Source organism: Rhizobium sp. CFBP 13644 (assembly GCF_014842165.1).
GTDB lineage: Bacteria > Pseudomonadota > Alphaproteobacteria > Rhizobiales > Rhizobiaceae > Agrobacterium > Agrobacterium tumefaciens_C.
Map to the genome: position 1 here is coordinate 48,915 of NZ_JACYVF010000008.1, position 16,727 is coordinate 65,641.

A 16,727-nucleotide genomic window follows, 5' to 3' on the forward strand; every position below is an offset into this window, starting at 1 on the left:
CGCACAAAAAAGCCCTGCGTTAACAGGGCTTCTTATTATGTCACGTGGATATCGAAATCAGCCGCGCAGAATCGAGCGACCTGCGTAAGCAGCCTGTGGGCCGAGCATTTCTTCGATACGGATCAACTGGTTGTACTTGGCCAGACGGTCTGAGCGCGAAAGCGAACCTGTCTTGATCTGTCCGCAGTTGGTGGCAACCGAAAGATCGGCAATCGTGGAGTCTTCTGTTTCACCAGAGCGGTGAGACATGACAGCCGTGTAGCCAGCCTTGTGTGCAGTTTCGACAGCGTCGAGCGTTTCTGTGAGCGAGCCGATCTGGTTGACCTTGACGAGGATCGAATTGGCGACGCCCATCTTGATGCCGTCACGAAGGCGTGCAGAGTTGGTCACGAACAGATCGTCGCCAACCAGCTGAACCTTCTTGCCGATCTTGTCTGTAAGGTACTTCCAGCCGTCCCAATCGTCTTCAGCCATGCCGTCTTCGATGGAGATGATCGGATACTTACCGGCCAGCTCGGCGAGATAGTCCGCCATGGCTTCAGGCTCGAGCGTGCGGCCTTCGCCTTCCATCACGTATTTGCCGTTCTTGAAGAATTCCGTCGAGGCGCAATCGAGAGCCAGCGCCACGTCTTCGCCTGGCTTGTAACCAGCCTTTTCAACGGACTTCATGATGAAATCGAGTGCTTCCGGTGCGCTCTTCAGGCCCGGCGCAAAGCCGCCTTCATCGCCCACATTGGTGTTGAAACCCTGCGCAGACAGTTCCTTCTTCAGAACGTGGAAGATTTCAGCACCGATACGCACCGCGTCACGGATATTTTCCGCGCCGACTGGCATGATCATGAATTCCTGAAAGTCGATTGGGTTATCGGCATGCGCGCCACCGTTGATGATGTTCATCATTGGAACTGGCAACAGATGCGCGTTAGGGCCACCAACGTAACGATAGAGTGGCAGGCCCGTGGTTTCAGCAGCAGCCTTAGCAACAGCCAGCGAAACGCCGAGAATGGCATTGGCACCGAGGCGCGACTTGTTCGGAGTACCGTCGAGTTCGATCAGCGTCTGGTCGACATGGATCTGGCTCTCGGCATCGAAACCGCCCAGCGCATCGAAGATTTCCGTGTTGACCGCTTCGACGGCCTTCTCGACGCCCTTACCGAGGTAACGCTTGCCGCCATCGCGCAGCTCTACAGCTTCATGCGCGCCAGTGGATGCGCCCGATGGAACCGCTGCGCGGCCGAAAGAGCCGTCTTCAAGATAGACATCTACCTCAACGGTCGGGTTGCCGCGGCTGTCGAGAATTTCGCGTGCGATAATGTCGGTAATGGCTGTCATGATCTCTCCCTTAGGATTGGAACAGTGTTTTCAGGTGCATGTCTTAAAGCGCATGAGGGAACCTGTGAAGAAGTTTCAGATTCCGGCTTGCGATAAAAACACGTCGCCAGAGCGGTGAGTCGTTTGGTGGTCGTCTTCCGCTGTAGCCGATGCGGAAGAAATTACAATGACAAGCCCCGTCCTGCGCGATGGTTTCCATCGACGCCTCTCGGCGCCGAACTATCAGGTGGACTTGGTGATATTGTCGAAAGCCAGAAGTTTTTCGAGAAGCTTAGGCATATCTTTCAGGTGAACCATGTTGGGGCCATCGGATGGCGCATTATCAGGGTCCTCATGCGTCTCTATGAAAAGACCGGCAACACCAACGGCGACCGCCGCACGCGCCAATGTTTCCACGAACTCGCGTTGACCACCCGTCGAGCCACCCTGCCCGCCCGGCTGCTGAACCGAATGGGTCGCATCGAATATAACGGGCGCACCGAGCGATGCCATGATTGGCAAAGACCGCATGTCGGATACCAATGTATTGTAACCGAAAGACGCGCCGCGTTCGCAGAGCAGGACATTGGGGTTGCCGCTGTCATTCAGCTTGGCCAGCACGTTTTTCATGTCCCAGGGTGCCAGAAACTGGCCCTTCTTCACATTGATGACGCGGCCGGTCTTGGCAGCAGCGACTAGTAGGTCCGTCTGACGGCTGAGGAATGCCGGAATCTGCAGAATATCTATGACGGGCGCAACAATGACGCACTGCTCTTCGGTGTGAATGTCCGAAAGGACTGGAAATCCGAACTGCGCCTTCAATTCTGCGAAAACTTCAAGCGCCTTGTCGATGCCAATGCCGCGCTGGCCCGAAAGCGAGGTGCGATTGGCCTTGTCGTAGGATGATTTGTAAACCAGACCGATTCCCAGCTTGCCGCAGAGTTCGGCCAGCGTTTCGGCAATCATGAAAGCATGGTCGCGGCTTTCCATCTGACACGGACCGGCAATCAGGGAAAATCGTTCGGTGTTCGAGAAAGAGACCGCTCCAGCACCCTCGCCGGCAATGACCTTCAGATTGTTCGTCGCACTCATGGTTTTCCCTTGGAACAAATGAAACAGTGCACGGGCATCGCGCCCGATCTTAGCAACGCATGTAGCAGTAAGCCGACAGCGAGTCACGGTATAGGAACCGTATTCGGCGGGATTGTGGGCATCGCTGAAACTCGTTTGTACTTTCACTGAGTTTTAAGGGATTGCAGAACACATATGGAACAGATAGTGTTCGTTCTGTATTTGTTTCCCGAATCTCCGCCTCGAATCGTCAAGGGTCTCTTCATGCTCACGCGCAAACAGCAGGAACTGCTTCTATTCATTCATGAGAGAATGAAAGAGTCCGGCGTGCCACCATCTTTCGATGAAATGAAGGATGCACTCGAGCTTGCCTCAAAGTCAGGCATCCATCGGTTGATCACAGCCTTGGAGGAGCGTGGTTTCATTCGCCGGCTACCGAACAGAGCGCGTGCGCTTGAGGTTATCAAGCTTCCCGAATCATATTCGCCCCCAGAAAAGCCACAGCGCGGCTTCACGCCAAGCGTTATTGAAGGCAGTCTCGGCAAAACAGCAGCTGTTGAGCAACGGCCTCAGCCATCGTCTTCCAACAGCAGAAATTCCGAATCAGTCAGTGTACCGGTCATGGGACGCATTGCAGCGGGCGTGCCAATCTCCGCCATTCAGAACAACACTCATGATGTGGTCGTGCCGATGGATATGCTGGGTGCGGGTGAGCATTACGCGCTTGAGGTTAAAGGCGATTCGATGATCGAAGCCGGTATATTTGACGGCGATACCGTCATTATCAAGGATACCAGCACCGCAAATCCCGGTGATATCATCGTGGCTCTGGTGGACGAAGAGGAGGCAACGCTTAAGCGCTTCCGTCGCAACGGCGCGTCTATCGCACTTGAAGCTGCGAACCCTGCTTATGAAACCCGCATATTTGGACCCGACAGGGTCAAGATTCAGGGAAAGCTAGTTGGTCTGATCAGGCGTTATCACTGACCAGCCTGACAGGCTCTTGCCTCGCTTTTCAGGCGCAGTCTTAACTCTGTTGACGCTCGCGGGACCTCAAGTCACAGCGCGGTGATAGAATTGGTTAGCCGGGTATCGACTCCATTACGATTGTGTGATTTTGAGTGAATTTTCCGTTATGTCGGCAGATACTTATGGCATGGAAATGCGCCGTTGCGTTTGAAGGCGGTGCTTGTGACCCGGCATTGATCGCCACGTTGGTGACGGCCATCAAATAATTTGAATGATGCCATCGCTGTGGATGGCTTTATGCAAGAAATTCTCTCGTTTACTGATAGTTTTCTCTTTTTGATCGCTGCCTTCTGGAGCGCCGCCCATGTATCAACTTTTCATCGCCAACAAGAATTACTCGTCTTGGTCGCTGCGCATCTGGGTGCTGATGCGCACGCTCGGAATTGGATTTTCCGAGCGATTCATGCGTTTCGATGACAAGGACCATGCGTTTTCGGAGTTTTCACCGACATCGAAAGTTCCCTGCCTGGTGGATGTTGATCTGACAGTATGGGAATCGCTAGCCATCACCGAATATCTTGCGGAAAAGCATGATGGCGTATGGGCAGCGGATGCAAAGGCGCGGGCCTGGTCTCGCTCTGCCGCTGCGGAAATGCATGCCGGCTTTTCGACATTGCGCAACAACCATCCGATGAGCGTTGGTCTTCGGATACGGCCGTCATCCATATCGGACGCATTGCAGAGAGATATTTCCCGGATCGACGTCTTGTGGCAGCAGGGGCTAAAAGCCCACGGCGGTCCATTCCTCGCGGGTGCTGAGTTCACAGCCGTTGATGCCTTTTTCTGCCCGGTTGCGTTTCGGTTTCAGACCTACGGAACGGCGCTGTCTCCAGCATCGAAGCACTATATGGATCACCTCCTCTCCCTACCGGCAATGCAGGAATGGGAACAGGCGGCCCTTCTCGAACCGTGGCGCGACGATGCGCATGAGGCTGAGGCGCGGGATGTGGGGGAATGGCTTGCGGATTTGCGCGCAGTCCCGACGTGACGAGCAGTGGCGCGCGCACTACGGACGGACTGCGAGCAGGTTTTCGATATGGGCCGGAATTTCTGTGTTGAAGCTTTTGTCGCGCCAGTCGTAATGACGGTGCGCCGTCCATGGCCGATTGTCGCTCAGCATGGCAGCCCTTACGGTCACGACCGGCTTTGTTGCATCGCCCAGCCATAGTTCCATGGAACCAGTGCGGCGCAAGGTTTCCTGGGTGATGAGAATGGCGCCGGAACGGCATGTGGTGAACGGAACGCTGCGTGTCGTGACGACAATATTGGCGATATCGCAGGCCAATCCCGCGAATGCACTGTCGAGCACCACCGCAACACTCACGCCGCTTTTGGATTTCGATACGCACCAACTGTTCTTTCGACAGGTGAATCCATCTGCGTTCTGGAGCGCGCGCAGCATTTCCTCTCGTTCTTTCGCTTTGGCTTGCTCCGTCAGCGTTGCGCGGCGTCCGGTTTGCGCATCATCCAGATTTTCTTCGTCACCATCCAGTGACTTTTCTTTATCAATCACGTCTGCTGGAATGTGGCGCTCCGGCAGGGGCAGCGCCCTCGCCCACTGGTCATAGATAAAGCCCGACGCCCGCTGTTTTGTGGTTGCGACCGCATCTTGCGACAAGAGCGCCACGAGCGACCCATCCTCGTAAATCAAAAGGTCCGGCTTGCTGCGCCATTGCTCCGCGCCCAGCAGTAAAAAACCCGCAACAACAAAGGGTAGACCAATCAATGCAAGCCGAGTACGTAAAAGAGCGAGCAGTAGAAAACCCGTCGTCGACACAGCGAGAAACCAGCTGTTTTGGCGCCCGATCGTCACATCCCCGCCCCAGCCTGAGACCGTATTCGCGATGTCGATGACCATTGCCATTCCATGCCCCATCACCTTGATGAACGGAGCATCAAGCCCGAACGGCATGAGAAGCATGCCCATCAGCGCAAACGGCATGACAATGAGCGACATGATTGGCATCGCTGCCAGATTTGCTGCCAGCCCGTATGTTGTGATGCGGTGAAAATGTTCAATGGAGTAGATCGCGGTTGAAAGACCGCCAATGAGTGATGTCACGATTACACCACCAATGATGGTTGCGCATTTAGAAGCTGCGCTGAGCCACCACGGCGGATGCGCGATAACAGGGCGCTCGCGTTCTCCTATCCACCGGCTCCAGGCCTCGAAGCCCGACACGAGAGCAAGCGTCGCTGCAAATGACATCTGGAAGCTCGGCCCCATCACCTCGTTGGGAGACAAGACGATGATGACGATGGCCGAAAGCGCAACATTTCGAACGCTGATCGATGGCCGGTCGACCAGAACCGCGACCAGCATGATGGACATCATTAGCCAGGCCCGTTCCGCAGAGACGGCAAAGCCGGAAATAAGATAGTAGCAGAATGTCATGAGAAGTGCCGCAAAAGCGGATATTTTCTTGACGGGCCATCGTTGAGAAAAGCCGGGAAAGAAGCTGAATACGGTTCGCATGCCAACAAAGAAAATACCGGCCGCGAGCGCCATGTTCAGCCCGGAAATCGCGACGATATGCGCGAGGCCCGAAATGCGCAAAGCCTCCATCGTTTCGCCTGATATGGCACGTCTCTCATCGGTGACAATCGATGCAGCAAAAGCTCCGGCATCACCGCCGATCAGGTCGCGAATGCGGTTGGCTATGTTGCTTCTCAGCGCATAAAGCCACCGATCCGCCGCCCCTGCCCACGTGCCGCCTTGCGCCTCACCTGCCGGATCCGTCCACACTCGCGGCGCGCCATAAAAGAATCCGGTTGCACCAATGCCACTGAAATAGGAGCCAAAGGCGAAATCGTTCAGCCCCGGTAGAGCCGGACCGGAAGGCGGTGACAGACGTGACTTGCCGGTAATCGACGCACCAATCGCGACCGCCTCATGCCGGCTGCGAGCGACAAGCGAGACCTTTCGCGGCGCGCGCGCAAGCTGCGGGGCTGATGTCTGCTTCAGCGCAACGACATATCGCCAGTTCCCCCTTGCATCCAGTTCACGGCGCTCCACCGTTCCGGCAATCTCGGTCGTAACCGGGGTATCGAGAATGATCGTACCCGCCCGCCGAGACTGCCCATCAGCCAGCACCATGCCCAGCACCACAAGCGCCCCAGCCTTCAAAGCCATGGAAATGGGGCCATTCCTATAAAATAGCGCGCAAACGATGATGATGGCAAATGCGGCGAGCGAAAACAGAAGCCCTTTCGGCGGCGTGGTCGGCAGGCTGAACCAGAGGGCGGCCCCCGCAGCAATCAACACCGGAATGAAGAGAAATTCGTGGCGATGATTTGCCTCTTCAGCAAGGCATATATTTAACCGGCGCCTAAGCCGCGCCATCTCACCTAGACGTAAGTCCGATTGCGCGTTTTTTGCAAGCGCGTTACCACTTGAGGTATGCAGGGGCGACAGCAAGTCATCGAGTTCTCCATGCGGAATGAATCTCGTCTGGGTCTCGCTAAAGTAATATTTTTCGTTCTGCGTATTCAAAGCCCGGCGCCCCCTGCCGTAGCCTTTCAGTTTGCAACCCTCAAAGTATTATTGCAACCATTTGCTGAGTTAAGGAAGCATTGACCTAGAATGAAACACTCTGCCTCGGAATCGCACCATTTTGGGATATTGGCGTGTCGCAATGCACAATTTGCCGGTTGGATAGCTTGGCATCATGACTAGGATCATATAGCTAATCGGTAACGCTTAACAGGCTGATGCGTTATCCCGCATCGCCCGCATATATCGGAGGTATGGTATGACGGAATCAAGCGCTAAAGTGACCCTCGGCGATAGCACGGTCGATCTTCCTGTTCGGGAAGGCACGATCGGACCCAAGGTCGTAGATATCGGAACGCTTTACAAGAACACCGGCACCTTCACGTACGACCCCGGCTTTACGTCGACGGCCTCTTGCGAATCCAAGATCACTTACATCGATGGTGACGAAGGCGTTCTGCTTCACCGCGGCTACCCTATCGAGCAACTGGCCGAACAGGGTGACTTCCTCGAAACCTGCTATCTGCTGCTTTACGGTGAACTGCCAACAACGGCACAGAAGAAGGACTTCGATACCCGGGTTACGCGCCACACCATGGTGCATGAGCAGATGAGCCGCTTCTTCACCGGCTACCGCCGCGACGCCCACCCAATGGCTGTCATGTGCGGCACGGTCGGCGCTCTCTCGGCCTTCTATCACGACTCCACTGACATCACCGATCCGCACCAGCGCATGGTCGCATCGCTGCGCATGATCGCAAAGATGCCGACAATTGCTGCGATGGCCTATAAATACCACATCGGCCAGCCCTTCGTTTATCCGAAGAATGATCTGGATTACGCGTCCAACTTCCTCAACATGTGCTTTGCCGTACCGTGCGAAGACTACAAGGTTGACCCAGTTTTGGCACGTGCCATGGACCGTATCTTCATCCTGCATGCCGACCATGAGCAGAACGCTTCGACCTCGACCGTGCGTCTCGCCGGCTCGTCCGGTGCAAACCCGTTTGCGTGTATCGCTGCCGGTATCGCTTGCCTCTGGGGCCCTGCCCATGGCGGCGCGAATGAAGCTGCGCTCAACATGCTCAACGAAATCGGTTCGGTTGATCGCATTCCGGAGTTCATTGCCCGCGCCAAGGACAAGAACGATCCATTCCGCCTGATGGGCTTTGGCCACCGCGTTTACAAGAACTACGATCCGCGCGCCAAGATCATGCAGAAGACGATGTACGAAGTGCTGGAAGCCACCGGCAATTCGGATGATCCGATCATGCAGGTCGCGCTCGAACTGGAAAAGATCGCTCTGTCCGATCCTTATTTCGTCGAGAAGAAGCTCTACCCGAACGTCGATTTCTACTCCGGCATCACGCTGAAGGCACTCGGCTTCCCCACGACCATGTTCACCGTTCTCTTCGCGCTCGCCCGCACCGTCGGCTGGATCGCACAGTGGAACGAAATGATCGAAGATCCGCAGCAGCGCATCGGTCGCCCTCGCCAGCTCTACACCGGCGAAGCAAAGCGGGACTACCTGCCAGTTTCCAAGCGCTAAGCGCGAAAGCAACGAAACAAGAAAAAAGCCGGGTCAATACCCGGCTTTTTTTTATTGCGTCACTAACGTCTGAATCGACGCCACCCCAGCGCGTCAATGAGCCGTCACACCCAGAAATTGCTTCAACTCCGCTGTCTTAGGCGCTGAGAACACCTCTTCCGGCGGGCCGATTTCGTGGACTTTTCCCTCGTGCATGAAGACAACGCGGGAGCAGACATCGCGGGCGAACTTCATTTCGTGCGTGACCATCACCAGCGTCATGCCTTCCGCCGCCAGCTCCCGCACCACGGCCAGAACCTCAGCGACCAGTTCCGGGTCAAGGGCCGATGTAATCTCATCGCAGAGCAGTGCTGTCGGCTGCATGGCGAGTGCGCGGGCAATGGCGACTCGTTGCTGCTGGCCGCCAGAAAGTTCATCGGGATAGGCATCGAACTTATGGGCAAGGCCCACACGCTCCAGCATCTTTCGCGCCAAGGCTTCCGCATCAGGCCTCGGCGTTTTCTTGACAACAGTTTGAGACAGCATGACGTTTTCCCCAACGTTGAGATGCGGGAAAAGGTTGAACTGCTGAAAGATCATGCCGACTTTCAACCGCAACGCTTTCAGATGAAGCTCATCGTCGATGAACTGGGCACCTGCGACCGAAATTGCACCAGATGAGATGGTCTCAAGACCATTGATGCAGCGCAGCAAAGTTGATTTTCCAGAGCCGCTCTTGCCGATAATGGCGATCACCTCGCCCGGCTCGATATCGAGGTTGATGCCTTTCAACACCTCGTTGCTGCCAAAGCTCTTGCGGACTTCAGTGATTTCGATGAGCGACATTAAGCTTCCTTTCGAGAATCTGGCTGCTCTTCGAGAGTGGCCAGCACAGCGCGAAATAAATAAGGGCAACGAGGCCATAAACGGTGAATGGCTGGAAGGTGGCGTTGGTAAGAATTGTACCGGCCTTTGAGAGCTCCACGAAGCCGATGATCGACGTTACCGCCGTTCCCTTGATGACCTGAACGGCAAAGCCGACGGTAGGCGGAATGGCGACCCGCAGGGCCTGAGGCAGAATGACGTAGCGCATCTGCTGGAAGCGCCCCATGCCAAGGCTTGCGGATGCTTCCCACTGGCCTTTCGCAACGGCTTCAACGCAGCCGCGCCATATTTCCGTCAAAAAAGCTGCCGCCCACAGAATGATCGTTAATCCGGCGGCAAGCCAAGCAGGAACATCGATGCCCACAAGCCCAAGCCCGAAAAAGGCAATGAAAAGCTGCATCAAAAGCGGTGTGCCCTGAAATAGCTCGACATAATATTTGGAGAAGACACGCAGTGATTTTTTCTTGGAAATGCGCATGAACAGCAAAACAAGGCCAACCATCGCCCCGCCAATGAACGAAACCAGAGAAAGCAGCACCGTCCAGCGGGCGGCCAGAAGCAGGTTTCTCAATATGTCCCAGGTGGAAAACTCAATCATCTGACGCTCCTTCTGGGAAATATGAAGCCGCCAAGCACAAGCAATATCTGTCGCAACAAAATCGCAAGCCCGAGATAGATGACGGTCGAAACCATATAGGCTTCAAAAGCGCGGAATGTGCGCGACTGGATGAAGTTGGCCGCAAAGGTCAGGTCCTCGGCTGCAATCTGCGACACGACGGAGGAACCCAGCATGACGATGACCACCTGAGACGAAAGAGCGGGCCAGATGCGCTGCAGCGATGGCACCAGCACGACATGACGGAACGTTTCGAATCGCGTCATGGCAAGGCTTGCGCCCGCCTCGAACTGCCCCTTGGGGGTAGCCTGAATGCCAGCGCGAATGATTTCGCAACTATAGGCACCGAGATTGATGACCATGGCAATATTGGCGGCGGTCAGTTCCATCAGCTGCAAACCGAGGGATGGCAGACCGAAAAAGATGAAAAAGAGCTGGATCAGAAACGGCGTGTTGCGGATCAGTTCAACGTAAAGCGCAACGGGCGGGCGCAGCCACCGCGGCCCGAGCGCGCGGACCCAGGCGCAGATAATACCAAGAGTGATTCCCAGGATACCACCAATCGCAATCAGCTGAAGAGTGATGAGCACTCCCTTCACGATCGCAGGATAATATTCGAGAAGCCACCCGAATTCGAAGGTGTAATTCACGATGGGTCCTTTCGGATAAAGACGGGACACGCACCCCGGATCATCACGGGGTGCGCATTCTCAATGATCTTAAATATCCTTCGGCAGATCCGTCTTCAGCCACTTCTGTGCAATGGCGTTCAGGCTGCCATCGGATTTCGCAGCAGCGATGATGGCATCGACCTTTTCACGCAATGCGGGCTGGTCCTTGTTCAGACCGATGTAACAAGGCGAGTTCTTGATGAGGAATTTCAGCTCCGGGCGCTTTGGCGGGTTCTTTTCGAGAATGGCGGCCGCAACGACGTTGCCGGTGGCAACGGTTTCAACCTGGCCTGACAGGAATGCCGAGATCGTGCCGTTATTGTCCTCATAACGCTTGATGGTGGCGTCTGCTGGCGCGATTTTCGTAAGCTCCAGGTCTTCCACCGCGCCGCGTGTGACGCCAATCGTCTTGCCTGCGAGATCTTCTGCCTTTTCGATTTTGACCGCATCAGGCGCGAAAACACCGTTGAAGAACGGCGCATAGGCCACGGAGAAATCAATCACCTTCTCACGCTCTGCATTCTTGCCGAGGCTCGAAATCACCAGATCGACCTTGTTGGTCTGGAGGTAGGGCACGCGGTTTGCGCTGGTTACGGGCACAAGCTCGGTCTTTACGCCCAGCTTTTCGGCAATCAGATTGGCAACATCGATGTCATAGCCACGCGGGGCCATGTCGACGCCCACGCTGCCAAATGGCGGAAAGTCTTGCGGAACGGCAACGCGGATCGCACCGCGAGACGAAATGTCGCTCAAGGTATCGGCAAAGACGGGTGCTGCAAAGCTGGAGGTGGCTGCAATGGCAATAGTGGCGAGAAATATGCGTCTGCTGAACATTTCAAATTCTCCTATGAGTTGGCAATATGAAGGGGTGGTAGGGATAGTGAACTGCGCAGGTCCCGGAGCGGGTCTCGCTGGCGCGTGAGGTCCAGCCCGGTCTCGACCTCATCCAGATGCGTGACGGCAAGCTCTGCTGCGCGCACGAAATCGCCCGCATCCATCGCCTCAAATATGCGGCAGTGCCCTTCATGGGATTGGGCAGCATGGAAGTCGGATTGATAAAGCATCGAAATGAGGATTGTGCGTGCGGTCAGGTCCCGCAGAAGATCGATGATAATGTCGTTGCCGGCAATCTCGGCGATGCGGATGTGAAAATCGCCCATCAGGCATGTCAGGCGCTGACGATCAGCCACGGCCAGCGCTTCCCGCTCTTCATCTAGATGATCAAGAAGGACCTGGCGCCCGGCGGGAGAAAGGGTCGTCATGGTGCGCAGCAGGCCAAACTCGATAACGCGCCGCGCCTGATAAACCATCACCGCCTGTTCGGCCGATGGTTCCACCACGAACCAGCCGCGACGGGGGCTGACCTCGACGACACCGCGTGTGACGAGCCGCATCATGACTTCCCGGATCTTGGTGCGGGAAACGCCATATATTTCCGCAAGCTGCGATTCGCCCAGCCGTGTGCCGGGGCGTATGCGTGCAGACAGGATGCCAGAAAAGATGGCCTGTTCTATCGCACTCTGATCTGTCTCGCCTGTATGTCTGTCTTGCATACAAGATCAGAAAGCAAGGTGCGTGCCATTCTGTGCGGACTTTGCAAAACGGCCTTCGCGATGGCACTTAAATGTGCGCCGATGACCAATGATGATTTTTTAGACAGCGATATTTCGCATCACGGCCAAATATTGGGCGGATCAAGCCGTGATCGCAGCGCCCGACTTTTGGCGGTAAACTGAGAGCAATATCTCTGCCCCCACCTCACCCGGCGGACGCTCTGTGTGCAGACGCTCACGCACCAGCGCAAAACCTTCCAGCATCGCTTGCCTTTGCAGCGTATCGGCGGAAAGACGCTCGGCCCAGCGCAACATGGAGCCTGCGCGCACAACCTCGTTTATATATTCTGGCACCACCGCGTAATCGGCAATCAGGTTTGGCAGTGCGCCAGTCCAAGTTTTTATGCGCCTGCTCAACATGGTGAAGATCCAGTCCGTTTTGTAAACGGAAACAACCGGAACATTGGCAAGCGCAAGCTCCAGAATGACCGTACCGGATGCTGCAACCGCCGCATCGGCCTGCGCAAAAGCATTCCACTTGAATGCCGAATCGACTCCGATTTCGGGTCGGATATGATCTGGCCAGGATGCGGCAAGTTCACGTATCCGCGCTTCCTGTCTCGAAACCGTGGGAAGCACGAATCGTGTCGGCCCGTTGCGCTCCACAAATGCAGCCGCAGCACCTTGAAACGGCTCCATCAGTCGCGTGATTTCCGTTGAGCGTGAGCCGGGCAGCAAAAGAATGGTTCTCGGCTCCCCATCCTTTGGCAGCGCCCGTTCGGCTCGCCTTTCACGAACAGCCAGCAGGTCAGCGTCCACACTTAAGCGGTGACCAACAAAGCTTGTGGGCGGGCCACCCAATCGCCGCATGGTTTCCGGCTCGAATGGCAGCAGCGCCAGAACGTGATCGACATAATCAAGCATCGCCGGCGCGCGCTTTTCCTTCCAGGCCCAAACGCTGGGGCACACGTAATTGACCACAGGCAGGTTCGGAATGGCTTTGCGAACGCGGCGCGCCACGCGGTGCGTAAAGTCCGGGCTATCAATAATCAGCAGCACATCTGGCTTGGTTGCAATTATCGCGTTTGCCGTTTCTTTTATTCTCGCAATCAGCTGCGGCAGTTTTTTCAGAACCTGCGTGAAGCCCATGATCGACAGTTCGGAATAATCGAAAAGCGATGTCAGACCTTCGCCGGTCAGGCCATCCCCGCCAACGCCAACCAGTTCAACCTTGCCCGGATACTGCACCTTCAAGGCGCGAACCAGATCGGCGCCCAAGAGATCGCCAGAGACTTCACCGGCAATGACGGCGAGTTTCAGAACTGTGTCACTCACATCATCTCTCCCGCAAGGCCTGTATCGATACCACAGACAAACAGCCCGGCTTCATCGGCCGCAGCCAACATCGCTTCGCGATCCAGCACGAATGCCCTGCCCGCCTCGACTGCAATGCCGGCAAGCCCCGCCTTAGCGGCATTGTGCACGGTCGATGGACCTATCGTGGGCAGGTCAGCCCTGATATCCTGCTGCGGCTTGCACAGCTTGACCAGCACACCTTTTCGACGGCTCGAAATACGCCCTTCGGCACGCAATGTAGCGACCCGGGCCAACATGCCATCGGTGCCTTCGACGCCTTCAAGCGCAACCAGACGACCACCGACGCAGACCGCACCCTGCCCTACATCGAGCGCGCCGAGCGCGAGTGCCGCCTTCGCCGCTTTGGCGATATCCCGCCGGTCCTCATCGCTTGGATCGATTTTTCCCAAAGAGCCCGTTGTGGCAAGCAGACCGGGTGCGATGTTATGGGCACCGATGACACGCGCACCCTGCGCCTCAATCAGCCCGATCACCATTTGCAGCACCGTATCATCTCCGCCCGACAGAAGCGTGCGGATGATGGACGGCATTTTTGCAATCATTTTGAAATTGGGGCGAATTTCCCGCCATTCGGGCCGGTGAGACACCGCACCAGACAGCACAACGCGATCAATACCATGGCTTGCCAAGAGCTTGCCAAGGCTCGACACATCACCGACGCTGATGCATGCGTTTTCAAACGCCGACCAATCGAGATCAGCCTGGTTTTGCAGGCGGATGATGAAGGGCGTCTCGCCTGCGTCGAGTGCTGCTTGCGCCACATAAAAGGGCAGAAAGCCGCTGCCTGCAATGATCGCCAGACGCCCCGCATCCTGTGGCACGCGCTATTTTCCCCGGTTGGGCGACGAAATGGCCCGCTCATTGGCAGCCGCGATGAAATCGATGACTTCCAGCGCCTGCGGGCAATCGAGATACTCTTCACGAATGGCGGCAGCATTGGCGCGCACATTGCCTTCGCTTTCGAATATCTGCTTGTAGGCACGGCGAACCTTGTGAATTTCAGCGCGCTCGATGCCTGCGCGGGTCATCCCGACAATGTTCAGACCACCCAGAATGCCCGGATTACCATTCAGCATGCCATAGGGAATAACATCATAGCTGACCGCAGAGAGGCCACCCACGAAGGCCTGACGGCCAACGCGCGTAAACTGGTGCACGGCAGAGCCGCCACCCAGAATGGCGCGGTCCTCAATCGTCACATGGCCAGCCAGCATGACGTTATTGGACAGGATGATGTTGTTCCCCAAACGGCAGTCATGGGCCACATGCGCATAGGCGAGAAACAGGTTGTTGTTGCCGACAACTGTCGTTCCACCATGCTCTACCGTGCCGGTGTTCATTGTAACACCTTCACGGATCGTGCAATTTTCACCTATGACGAGCGTTGTATCAACCGCGCTGTGATGGGCACTCTGCGAATCGCCGCCGATCACGGCAGATGGCCAGATCTTTGTGCCTTTGCCCACAGTCGTGCAGCCCAGCACAACGACGTGGCTGAGCAATTGCACGTCATCATGCAACGTCACCTTAGGGCCAACATGACAAAACGGACCAATGACGACGTTTTGACCGATCACAGCTCCGTCTTCAATGAATGAAGAGGGGTGAACCTTGGCCGAAGCCGCGATCTTGCTCATTGCTGACCCTCGGGGATCATCATCGCGCCGATATCCGCCTCAGCCACCAGAACGCCATCAACCTTGGCGTCGCAATGGAATTTCCAGACATTGCCGCGCTGGCGCTGCTTCACAACGTAAATCTCCAGGCGGTCGCCCGGCACGACAGGCTTGCGGAAGCGCGCATTGTCGATCGTCATGAAGTAAACGAGATGGCCGCCATCACCCTGCCTGCGGGCGCAGATGGCTCCGGCTGTCTGCGCCATGGCTTCAACAATCAGCACGCCAGGCATGATGGGACGATCTGGAAAATGGCCGGTGAAATGCGGCTCATTGACCGTAACATTCTTGATGCCGGTCGCGGAGCTATCACCATCAATGTCGATGATCTTGTCGATCAGCAAAAAGGGATAACGATGTGGCAGCAGCTTCATCACTTCAAGGATGTCAGCCGCGCCAAGCACCGTCTTCGTCTCTTCAGACATTCTTCTCTCCTGTCTTCTTGTCTCGCTCCTCGGCGCGCGCAAGCAGTTCTGCCATGTCGCGCAGGAAATGTTTCAGAGGCCGCGCTGGCACGCCGCCGTATTTTGCTCCAGCCGGCACATCGGCAACAACGCCGCTCATCGCAGCAATCTGCGCGCCATCTCCAATGGAAATGTGTCCGTTGATGCCGCTGGCACCGCCGATCATCACGCCATCGCCAATCCGCGTGCTGCCGGCAATACCGACTTTGCTGACGATACCGCAATGGCGGCCAATGCGAACGTTGTGGCCGATCTGGACCTGATTGTCGATTTTCGTGCCTTCACCAATGATGGTGTCATCCATCGTACCGCGATCGACCGTGGTGTTTGCGCCGATCTCGACATGATCCTGAATGATCACACGCCCGATCTGAACGATCTTCAGCATGCCACGTGGACCAGGGGCGTAACCAAAGCCATCCTGCCCGATGCGTGCGCCGTTGTGGATGATGACGCCATTGCCTATCAGTGACGACAGAATGCTCGCGCCACCGGCAATCGTGCAATCGCGTCCGATCTGCACTTCCTCGCCAATAATCGCGCCGGGGCCAATCCGTGTGCCGGAGCCAATATTCGCGTTGGAACCGATGACGGCATAGGCCTCGACAATCACACCGGCTTCAAGTTTGGCTGACGGATGGATATGCGCGAGAGCCGAAATTTCTTCGTCCTGCCCACTAACAGCCGATGGCTTCATGGCTGAGGGATGCAGCAAGGCGCCAGCCTGCGCAAATACCGTATGCGGATGCTTGGTAATCAGAGCCGGAATATGGGCTGGCACAAGATATTGCAGCGCAGGATCACAGATGATCGCCGCAGCGTCACAGGTCTCGATATCCTCACGGTTCTTCCGAGACAGGATGTAGCACAGCTGATCAGACTTGGCCCTGTAAACGGGTGCTATGGAACGCACCATACGATCAGTCGCCGTTTCATCAGACAGTTCCGCCCCAAGACGGTCAGCGATATCTTTCAATCGCATGCCTTCGTGGGGCGGAAAAAAAGCATTATATTCCATCAACCGAACACTCCAGAACGTTCAAACTTGCAGTT

General features: G+C 56.1%; 16 protein-coding genes. 3 read left to right on the plus strand and 13 right to left on the minus strand.

The genetic code is table 11. The features are described from left to right. Window positions 1-57 precede the first annotated feature (57 nt). Both eno and kdsA read right to left on the minus strand, forming a co-directional pair. Window positions 58-1,332: a phosphopyruvate hydratase gene (eno, locus tag IFT53_RS18305; RefSeq protein WP_042619421.1), complete on the minus strand. Its 1,275-nt coding sequence runs from the start codon at window positions 1,330-1,332 to the stop codon at window positions 58-60. A gap of 222 nt (window positions 1,333-1,554) precedes the next feature. After that, window positions 1,555-2,403, minus strand: coding sequence for a 3-deoxy-8-phosphooctulonate synthase (kdsA, locus tag IFT53_RS18310; protein WP_192066741.1), 849 nt, complete (start codon window positions 2,401-2,403; stop codon window positions 1,555-1,557). 243 nt (window positions 2,404-2,646) lie between these two features. Here kdsA and lexA point away from each other — a divergent pair, with 243 nt between their 5' ends. Both lexA and IFT53_RS18320 read left to right on the plus strand, forming a co-directional pair. Then, window positions 2,647-3,369, plus strand: a complete 723-nt coding sequence (gene lexA / locus IFT53_RS18315; protein ID WP_192066743.1) for a transcriptional repressor LexA — start codon at window positions 2,647-2,649, stop codon at window positions 3,367-3,369. A 346-nt stretch (window positions 3,370-3,715) separates the two neighbouring features. Beyond that, window positions 3,716-4,399 (plus strand): glutathione S-transferase family protein, encoded by a 684-nt coding sequence (locus IFT53_RS18320; protein ID WP_192066745.1) that lies wholly within the window; start codon window positions 3,716-3,718, stop codon window positions 4,397-4,399. A gap of 18 nt (window positions 4,400-4,417) precedes the next feature. On the opposite strand, the gene IFT53_RS18325 is transcribed toward IFT53_RS18320, so the two are convergent. Next, entirely contained in the window at window positions 4,418-6,754 is a 2,337-nt protein-coding gene (locus tag IFT53_RS18325; RefSeq protein ID WP_192066747.1) for a ComEC/Rec2 family competence protein, read from the minus strand. A gap of 409 nt (window positions 6,755-7,163) precedes the next feature. Here IFT53_RS18325 and gltA point away from each other — a divergent pair, with 409 nt between their 5' ends. Continuing rightward, window positions 7,164-8,453: a citrate synthase gene (gene gltA / locus IFT53_RS18330; RefSeq protein WP_192066749.1), complete on the plus strand. Its 1,290-nt coding sequence runs from the start codon at window positions 7,164-7,166 to the stop codon at window positions 8,451-8,453. Window positions 8,454-8,546: 93 nt separating this feature from the next. Here gltA and IFT53_RS18335 read toward each other — a convergent pair whose 3' ends face one another. The 10 genes from IFT53_RS18335 to lpxD form a co-directional block, all read right to left on the minus strand. Continuing rightward, window positions 8,547-9,278: an amino acid ABC transporter ATP-binding protein gene (locus IFT53_RS18335; RefSeq protein ID WP_192066751.1), complete on the minus strand. Its 732-nt coding sequence runs from the start codon at window positions 9,276-9,278 to the stop codon at window positions 8,547-8,549. Then, window positions 9,256-9,915: an amino acid ABC transporter permease gene (locus IFT53_RS18340; RefSeq protein ID WP_192066752.1), complete on the minus strand. Its 660-nt coding sequence runs from the start codon at window positions 9,913-9,915 to the stop codon at window positions 9,256-9,258. The genes IFT53_RS18335 and IFT53_RS18340 overlap by 23 nt, the downstream gene beginning before the upstream one ends. Beyond that, a complete protein-coding gene (locus IFT53_RS18345; RefSeq protein ID WP_192066754.1) occupies window positions 9,912-10,583 on the minus strand; it encodes an ABC transporter permease subunit in 672 nt (223 codons plus the stop codon). The genes IFT53_RS18340 and IFT53_RS18345 overlap by 4 nt, the downstream gene beginning before the upstream one ends. A gap of 69 nt (window positions 10,584-10,652) precedes the next feature. Beyond that, a complete protein-coding gene (locus IFT53_RS18350; protein ID WP_192066756.1) occupies window positions 10,653-11,438 on the minus strand; it encodes a transporter substrate-binding domain-containing protein in 786 nt (261 codons plus the stop codon). Window positions 11,439-11,449: 11 nt separating this feature from the next. After that, window positions 11,450-12,157, minus strand: coding sequence for a GntR family transcriptional regulator (locus IFT53_RS18355; RefSeq protein ID WP_192066757.1), 708 nt, complete (start codon window positions 12,155-12,157; stop codon window positions 11,450-11,452). 141 nt (window positions 12,158-12,298) lie between these two features. Continuing rightward, window positions 12,299-13,492 carry a lipid-A-disaccharide synthase gene (gene lpxB / locus IFT53_RS18360; RefSeq protein WP_342365833.1) on the minus strand — a complete coding sequence of 398 codons (1,194 nt, stop codon included), beginning with the start codon at window positions 13,490-13,492 and terminating at the stop codon, window positions 12,299-12,301. Further along, on the minus strand, window positions 13,489-14,355 hold the full coding sequence (locus tag IFT53_RS18365; RefSeq protein WP_192066759.1) for a UDP-2,3-diacylglucosamine diphosphatase LpxI domain-containing protein: 867 nt from the start codon (window positions 14,353-14,355) through the stop codon (window positions 13,489-13,491). The genes lpxB and IFT53_RS18365 overlap by 4 nt, the downstream gene beginning before the upstream one ends. Before the next feature lie 3 nt (window positions 14,356-14,358). Next, a complete protein-coding gene (gene lpxA, locus IFT53_RS18370; RefSeq protein WP_192066761.1) occupies window positions 14,359-15,171 on the minus strand; it encodes an acyl-ACP--UDP-N-acetylglucosamine O-acyltransferase in 813 nt (270 codons plus the stop codon). Beyond that, window positions 15,168-15,635 carry a 3-hydroxyacyl-ACP dehydratase FabZ gene (gene fabZ, locus IFT53_RS18375; RefSeq protein ID WP_042619410.1) on the minus strand — a complete coding sequence of 156 codons (468 nt, stop codon included), beginning with the start codon at window positions 15,633-15,635 and terminating at the stop codon, window positions 15,168-15,170. The genes lpxA and fabZ overlap by 4 nt, the downstream gene beginning before the upstream one ends. Then, window positions 15,628-16,692: a UDP-3-O-(3-hydroxymyristoyl)glucosamine N-acyltransferase gene (gene lpxD, locus IFT53_RS18380; RefSeq protein WP_192066762.1), complete on the minus strand. Its 1,065-nt coding sequence runs from the start codon at window positions 16,690-16,692 to the stop codon at window positions 15,628-15,630. Before lpxD ends, fabZ begins: the two co-directional genes overlap by 8 nt. Window positions 16,693-16,727: the final 35 nt, after the last annotated feature.

Coding starts and splice junctions, on each gene's coding strand:
- IFT53_RS18340 (WP_192066752.1), bottom strand. CDS start 9,915: ATGATTGAGTTTTCCACCTGGGACATATTGAGAAACCTGCTTCTGGCC.
- IFT53_RS18350 (WP_192066756.1), bottom strand. CDS start 11,438: ATGTTCAGCAGACGCATATTTCTCGCCACTATTGCCATTGCAGCCACC.
- kdsA (WP_192066741.1), bottom strand. CDS start 2,403: ATGAGTGCGACGAACAATCTGAAGGTCATTGCCGGCGAGGGTGCTGGA.
- lexA (WP_192066743.1), top strand. CDS start 2,647: ATGCTCACGCGCAAACAGCAGGAACTGCTTCTATTCATTCATGAGAGA.
- IFT53_RS18325 (WP_192066747.1), bottom strand. CDS start 6,754: ATGGCGCGGCTTAGGCGCCGGTTAAATATATGCCTTGCTGAAGAGGCA.
- IFT53_RS18320 (WP_192066745.1), top strand. CDS start 3,716: ATGTATCAACTTTTCATCGCCAACAAGAATTACTCGTCTTGGTCGCTG.
- lpxA (WP_192066761.1), bottom strand. CDS start 15,171: ATGAGCAAGATCGCGGCTTCGGCCAAGGTTCACCCCTCTTCATTCATT.
- IFT53_RS18355 (WP_192066757.1), bottom strand. CDS start 12,157: ATGCAAGACAGACATACAGGCGAGACAGATCAGAGTGCGATAGAACAG.
- IFT53_RS18335 (WP_192066751.1), bottom strand. CDS start 9,278: ATGTCGCTCATCGAAATCACTGAAGTCCGCAAGAGCTTTGGCAGCAAC.
- gltA (WP_192066749.1), top strand. CDS start 7,164: ATGACGGAATCAAGCGCTAAAGTGACCCTCGGCGATAGCACGGTCGAT.
- eno (WP_042619421.1), bottom strand. CDS start 1,332: ATGACAGCCATTACCGACATTATCGCACGCGAAATTCTCGACAGCCGC.
- fabZ (WP_042619410.1), bottom strand. CDS start 15,635: ATGTCTGAAGAGACGAAGACGGTGCTTGGCGCGGCTGACATCCTTGAA.
- lpxD (WP_192066762.1), bottom strand. CDS start 16,692: ATGGAATATAATGCTTTTTTTCCGCCCCACGAAGGCATGCGATTGAAA.